The sequence below is a fragment of the Mycobacterium simiae genome (assembly GCF_008370645.1).
GTDB classification, from domain to species: Bacteria; Actinomycetota; Actinomycetes; order Mycobacteriales; family Mycobacteriaceae; genus Mycobacterium; species Mycobacterium simiae_A.
The window spans coordinates 41,486-47,827 of the sequence record NZ_VTZN01000017.1 but is presented as its reverse complement, the minus strand read 5'-3'; the positions used below and the strand labels follow the sequence as shown (position 1 = coordinate 47,827).

Here is a 6,342-nt window from a genome sequence, read left to right as displayed (position 1 = left end):
GCGCGTCCCGCATCGTCGTCACGCTAGGCTTCCGGCCATGACGACCATGTGGGGTGCACCGCTGCATCGCCGCTGGATTGGCTCTCGACTACGAGACCCACGCCAGGCAAAGTTCCTCACCCTGGCATCGCTGAAATGGGTGTTGGCCAATCGCGCCTACACCCCGTGGTACTTGGTGCGCTACTGGCGGCTGCTGAAATTCAAACTGGCCAATCCGCACATCATCACCCGCGGCATGGTGTTTTTGGGCAAGGGTGTGGAGATCCACGCGACACCTGAGCTGGCGCAGCTCGAGATCGGCCGCTGGGTGCATATTGGCGACAAGAACACCATCCGCGCCCATGAGGGCTCGCTGCGCTTCGGCGACAAGGTAGTGCTGGGACGCGACAACGTCATCAACACCTATCTCGACATCGAGATAGGTGACTCGGTGCTGATGGCGGATTGGTGCTATGTCTGCGACTTCGACCACCGGATGGATGACATCACGCTGCCGATCAAGGATCAAGGCATCGTCAAGTCGCCGGTGCGGATCGGGCCGGACACCTGGGTGGGCGTGAAGGTGACGGTGCTGCGGGGCACCTCTATCGGGCGAGGCTGCGTGCTGGGATCACACGCCGTGGTTAGGGGCGACATTCCGGACTATTCGATTGCCGTCGGTGCTCCGGCCAGGGTGGTCAAGAACCGGCAAGCGGCCTGGGATGCGTCGGCCGCCCAACGCGCGGAGCTGGCTGCCGCCCTGGCCGACATCGAGCGTAAGAAGGCAGCTCATTGACGACGCGACCCGGCGAGTCGTCCATGCTGAGCCCTTGCGCAGGGCCGTCCAGGCACCGATGGTCTTGAGCGCCCGGCACGGGTCTAACCCGACGCCGTCTGTTTCATCGCCGGACCGCCGCGGCACCGTGTTCACACCTGCTCCAAGAGTTCACGCACGGCGGTGTTGAACGTTTCGGGCTGGTCCATGTTGGCGGCATGCCCGGCGTCGTCGACGACGAGCTTGCGCGCGTTCGGGATGCGGCGGTGCAAGTAGTTCGCCGCGGCCAGGAAGTCGATGTCCTGGGCGCCGACAACCACCAGCGTGGGCACCGCGATGGTCGGAAGTGAATTGATCACCCGGGCATCGCTTTGGACCATTGAGCCGCGGGCGGCGCGGGGCAGCCCCTCGGGATGCAGATGCGCCGCCCGGGCGACTTCCGGCGACGGCTCGCGCGACGCGCCGGCTTCCAGCCGCGTCGCCGTGCGCTCCACCCACTGGTTCCACTTGGCACGAGCTTCGTCGTTGCGGTAGCCGGGCCCGGTGTCCACCAGCACCAGCGCGGCCACCCGCTCCGGATGAGCGAGGTGAAAGGCCAGCGATAGGTAGCCGCCCAGCGACATTCCGCACAGCACCGCCCGCCCGGCGCCTGCGGTGTCGAGGAGAGCCGCCATGTCCGCGACACTGATGTCTTGCCCGTAGCGGGATATATCGCCGGGCGCGTCACTGCTGCCGTGCCCGCGCTGGTCCCAGACGATGACCGGCCGGTCGACTGACAGGGCGCCGATGTTGGCGCCCCACATGTCCGCGCTGGCCGCAAAACCGTGAGTAAGCAACACCGGGACCCCAGCGGCCTGCGAATTGTGTACCCGAAACGCGAGTTCGACTCCATCGGGCCGTGGTAGCCGATTCACAGCACCCCCGATCCGGACTGGAATCTCAGGTCTCGCCCGGTCCACGTCCGGCAGATCAGATCATGCACTGGACACTCCTTTTCCGGGTAGTCAGTGTGGTGTTCGGTCAAGCGCCGCGCGAGCCTACACCCGAGAGGATCGCGCGCACGCTGCGCGTCAGTCGAGCAGTGAACTCGGTTGTCGGGATAGCGGCGGGGTTCTCGCCTTTGGCGCCGGAGGCGCAGTCGGTTAGCACGCCAGCGAGCTGGCTGATCGTGAGTCCCGAACGCGTCAGATCGATATCCCCAGCGGCCACAGCACGCCGCAGCGCAGCGGCGAAGATCTTGTCGGCGCGGCGGGTAGCTTCTTCGGTGATGTCGCCGCACGTTTTGTTGTGCACGTCGTACAGCTCGGCGGCGTTGTTCGAGCTGGCCATGAGTTCGACGAAACGTTGGAAACGCGCCTGCAGCAACCGAATCAGGCGGGTATGAATGTCGATGTCAGGGTCCTCAGCCGCGGCCCGCATGGCGGCCAGATGCTCGTCGTGCAAGGTGCTGACGACCGCGCAGAAGATGTCCTCTTTGCCTCGATAATGCAGGTAGACGGTGGCTCGGGAGACGTCGGCGCGGCGGGCGATGCTTTCGATGGAGGTGCGTCGATAGCCGAACGTGGCGAAGTCGGCCAGCGCGGCCGCCAGGATTGCCTCGCGGGTCGTCCTGCCGTTGGTCACCGTGACAGTATTACGGATATTGACGCTTTCAGCAAAATTCGTCTAACATGTACACCATGCCAGATGTGTCTAAGGCCATTATCGTGACCGGCTGCTCGACAGGTATCGGGCGCGCCACCGCGCAGCGGCTGGCGAAGGCGGGCCACGTGGTTTATGCGACCGCACGGCGCGAGGAGGCGGTCGCCGATCTACGTGACGTCGGTGCCCGCACGTTGGCGCTCGACGTCACCGACGAGGGGTCGATGCAGGCCGCGGTCGACCGCGTCGTCGCCGAGCATGGTGCGGTGGGCGCGCTGGTCAACAACGCCGGCTATTCGCAGTCGGGCGCGCTGGAGACGCTGCCGATGGCCGAGCTGCGCCGCCAATTCGAGACCAATGTCTTCGGCTTGGTGCGGATGTGTCAGCTGGTGCTGCCCGGGATGCGGCAGCAAGGGTGGGGCCGCATCGTCAACATCAGCTCCATGGGCGCCAATTTCACATTTCCCGGCGCCGGCGCTTACCACGCCACGAAGTATGCGGTCGAGGCGCTCAGCGATGCACTGCGTTTTGAGGTCAAGGGCTTCGGCGTGGACGTGGTGATTGTCCAGCCCGGGCTGATCCGAACCGAATTCGCCGCCACCGCAACACATGAACTCGGCGCGCCCAGCTCCGCGGATGGCCCCTACACGACATTCAACGCCGCCGTCGGCACGGCGACCGAAGAGGTGTACGAGAAGGGACCGCTGGCCAAGCTCGGCGGTGGACCTGACTCTGTCGCCAAAGCGGTCCAGAAAGCTATCACGACCAAGCACCCACCATTGCGCATTCGGGTCACCCCGTCAGCGCACCTGCTCGTCGGCACCCGGGGAATAATGACCGACCGGATGTGGGACCGCTTCTTGGCCACGCAGTTCCCGCGGCCCGGCGCCAAGTTCGGCGGGTGAGCCGTCCAACCCGGACATTGGCTAGCGACGGGTACGCCCGCAACATCTCCGCCAGCACGGCGCCGGCGGGGCCGGTCGGCCTCCCGTGAGAAAGGCCCCGTCACGCCGTCTGCGGCCGACCGCTGGACCCTGGGCGACGGCACCGAGCATCCCACCGGATTCTGGGCAGAGGAGCTGGTGGAGTAGCACCGCATCATCGCCGCCGCCGGGTGATGACATTACGGCCGCCACTCCCGGCGGTGTGGCCCCAGCTGTGGATCGCCTCAGCCTTGGGCTTGCCGGTGGGCTGTCGTTGCCACGGCCCGGCCGCCGCGCTGCTGGTGGCTTTGATCATCCCCGAACCGAGAGTCGAACTCTGACCATGACGCGCATGGCCGCCGCTGTGCTCTCCACGGCTGGGTATGCGGTGAGCCACCGCGTTCCTAGCTACGTTTCACCCGTGCCCATGCCGAAAACCGTTGCCTACGGCGGGTCCGACCGTGACGATGAACTGGTGTTCCTTAGCTGCGTACTCCATGGTATCGGACTGAGCGAGCAGGGAAGCAGCAACGCTTCGAGGTGGGCGGCGCCGACACCTCGGTAGCCTTCTTGAGGACCCGCGTCCCAGTCGAATCGCGTCGGCAAATCCTCTGGGACGCAATCGCATTGCACACCTCGCCGGGAAATCGCTGACCGCAGGGGGCCCGAAGTGGCGTTGACGTTCGCAGGGATCGCTGCTGACATTCTCGGGGCGCAGCGAGAGGTGTTGCCGCCGGGTTGCACGCACTGTACCCCGAAACAACCTCGGATACGCGTTGAGCGCGGATATCCCCGCCCTGGCGATAGCAAAGCCGCACAAGGCGATTCCAGTGACATTCGGCGGCGAGCTGTTGCGTCGGCAGCTGCCGGCTGGTGCGCTGCCGGACTGGTACGACCTGATCGCCTCGGCCGGCTGGGGAGATGCGCCGCTGACGATCCAGTTGCCGCCGGGCTGCCGGACCCGCCAGCTCTTCGCGGCCGCGCTGTTTGTCACGATTGTTGGACCATTCATGTGCCAATCGAACGCAGCGGCCAGGTCGGCTATGACTGCCTTCGAGAGTCTCAACAGTGAAAGTCCTAGGTGGTGCGTAGCATCCCAGTATGAGAAGGGGTTTCGTCGTGACATTCGCGGCCGGGTTGATCCTCGCGCTGTTCGGTCTGATCTGGGCGCTGCAGGGATTCGGCGTGCTTGACGGAAGCCCGATGAGCAACACCGTTACCTGGTCCGTCATTGGTCCTATTACTGCGCTGATCGGCATCGTGATCGCGGTATTCAGTTGGCGGAAACTCAAACAGCACTGAAATAGCGCCTCACGTCTTCGCCACGGTGAACTGCACAGTGTGCCAGCCGGTGGCGCCGTCTGGGACGGCGCCAACCCGATCTGCAGTTTGAACGGTTCCGGTGTTGTCGGTGGCGCGCACGGAGATCGTGTGCTTCCCGGGGCTCTTCGCCTCCCAGGGGAAACTCCACAACCGCCACGTCTGGTTGGAATAGCTCGCGCCCTGTTGCGCGGGCTGCCACCCGCCTTCGTCGATGCGGACCTCCACGGCCCGCACGCCACGATTCTGGGCCCACGCGACACCGCCGAACACGACGGGCCCTACCGGCACCTGCTGACCATTTCGTGGCACGTCGATCCGCGACTGGGTTTTGATGGGTGCACGCGCTGCCCAGCCTTGCCGCGTCCAGTACGCCTGGGCTCTATCGAAGCGGGTCAGCTCCATCTCGACGATCCACTTGGTGGCCGACACGTACCCGTAGAGCCCGGGGACTACCAGCCGGGCCGGGTACCCATGCTCGATCGGCAGCGGCTGACTGTTCAGGCCGACTGCCAGGAGCGCATCGCGGCCATCGGTGAGCGCCTCCACTGGCGTGCCGGTGGTGAACCCGTCGATCGAGGTCGAGAGCATCATATCGGCGTCGGCGTGTACGCCGGCCGCCGCCAGCAGATCTGCCACTCGGTAGCCCGTCCAGAGCCCCGTCGAAATCAATTTTCCGCCAACGGGATTCGATACGCATGTTAACGTCGTCACCGTTTCGACGGCGTCGAACTGGGTGAGGTCGTCGAAACTGTAGGTAGTCTCGCGGTCCACCATGCCGTGGATGCGCAGCCGCCAGTCGCCGTGGCTGAGTTGGGGAACAACCAGTGCGGTGTCCACCCGGTAGAAGTCGGTACTGGCGGTGATAAAGCTTGGCAGCACGACGCCGTTCGGTTGCACATCAGCAGGTATTGGTGGCGCCGGCATGCGAGGCCGGGGAACCGCGAAGCTGTTGCGCTCCCCGGCCACCGAATGCACCAACCGCGTAATGACCGCACCCGCAACGCCACTCACGACTCCGAATCCGAGCAATGCGAACATTACCAATCCGCGCCTGCCGGTGTCCGGCTCGTCGTGGTGAGCTCTGTTTTCGGGGTCTTCACCAAGCCGGAACCGACAGGTGAGCAAGCTTAGCGCCGTCACACCGCAAGCGGTGCCCGCGACGGTGGGGATCGTGTCGAGTGCTGTCGCCCCCTGCTGCGACAGCACTGCGATGCATCCGAGCCCGCCCGCCGCGGCAATTACGGCACTGCCGAGCGGGCGGCGTTGAGTCTCGAGGGTCCCGGCGATTGCCGCGATCGTCGCGATCACCACGAGCACGACGACGGCCAGGAAGAGTTTGTCCAAAGAGCCCAGGGTCTGAATTGCCGACTCTTTGATGGGCCCCGGTGTCAGGTCGATGACCACCGAGCCGATCGCGGTGCGCGGATCGGCACGCGCACCGAACGGGATAGCCACCAGCTGGGCCACCCCGAGCGAGACGGACGCGGCGGCGAGCCCGGCGATCATCCGCGGATTCGACGGGGCGGCAAACACCGCACCACTCTACTCCCACAATGAGCGCAAACTCTTTGCCGTGCAAAAAAACTGGAAGATCGGCTGACGGCCTGCACGGTATGCCAGGTGGGTGGCAACTGTGCCAGACGTGATTGAGGCTATTGATTCGACGCACATTGCCGCGGATGCAGTGTGCACCATCGGCAG

Annotated in this window: 6 protein-coding genes; 3 read left to right on the top strand and 3 right to left on the bottom strand. The window is 65.1% G+C overall.

The features are described 5' to 3' along the window. Window positions 1-37: 37 nt before the first annotated feature. Window positions 38-775, top strand: a complete 738-nt coding sequence (locus F0Q45_RS05035) for an acyltransferase (RefSeq protein WP_149652887.1) — start codon at window positions 38-40, stop codon at window positions 773-775. Between the two features lie 131 nt (window positions 776-906). Here the strand turns inward: F0Q45_RS05035 and F0Q45_RS05030 are convergent, their stop codons facing one another. Both F0Q45_RS05030 and F0Q45_RS05025 read right to left on the bottom strand, forming a co-directional pair. Next, window positions 907-1,668, bottom strand: a complete 762-nt coding sequence (locus F0Q45_RS05030) for an alpha/beta fold hydrolase (protein ID WP_149652886.1) — start codon at window positions 1,666-1,668, stop codon at window positions 907-909. A gap of 106 nt (window positions 1,669-1,774) precedes the next feature. After that, on the bottom strand, window positions 1,775-2,377 hold the full coding sequence (locus F0Q45_RS05025; RefSeq protein ID WP_188112791.1) for a TetR/AcrR family transcriptional regulator: 603 nt from the start codon (window positions 2,375-2,377) through the stop codon (window positions 1,775-1,777). Window positions 2,378-2,433: 56 nt separating this feature from the next. Between F0Q45_RS05025 and F0Q45_RS05020 the strand changes: the two genes are divergently transcribed. After that, on the top strand, window positions 2,434-3,300 hold the full coding sequence (locus F0Q45_RS05020; protein WP_149652884.1) for an SDR family NAD(P)-dependent oxidoreductase: 867 nt from the start codon (window positions 2,434-2,436) through the stop codon (window positions 3,298-3,300). A 1,119-nt stretch (window positions 3,301-4,419) separates the two neighbouring features. Next, window positions 4,420-4,620, top strand: a complete 201-nt coding sequence (locus tag F0Q45_RS05010) for a hypothetical protein (RefSeq protein WP_149652883.1) — start codon at window positions 4,420-4,422, stop codon at window positions 4,618-4,620. 9 nt (window positions 4,621-4,629) lie between these two features. Here the strand turns inward: F0Q45_RS05010 and F0Q45_RS05005 are convergent, their stop codons facing one another. Beyond that, a complete protein-coding gene (locus F0Q45_RS05005) occupies window positions 4,630-6,147 on the bottom strand; it encodes a molybdopterin-dependent oxidoreductase (protein ID WP_149652892.1) in 1,518 nt (505 codons plus the stop codon). Window positions 6,148-6,342 lie beyond the last annotated feature (195 nt).

Coding starts and splice junctions, on each gene's coding strand:
- F0Q45_RS05035 (WP_149652887.1), top strand. CDS start 38: ATGACGACCATGTGGGGTGCACCGCTGCATCGCCGCTGGATTGGCTCT.
- F0Q45_RS05020 (WP_149652884.1), top strand. CDS start 2,434: ATGCCAGATGTGTCTAAGGCCATTATCGTGACCGGCTGCTCGACAGGT.
- F0Q45_RS05010 (WP_149652883.1), top strand. CDS start 4,420: ATGAGAAGGGGTTTCGTCGTGACATTCGCGGCCGGGTTGATCCTCGCG.
- F0Q45_RS05005 (WP_149652892.1), bottom strand. CDS start 6,147: ATGATCGCCGGGCTCGCCGCCGCGTCCGTCTCGCTCGGGGTGGCCCAG.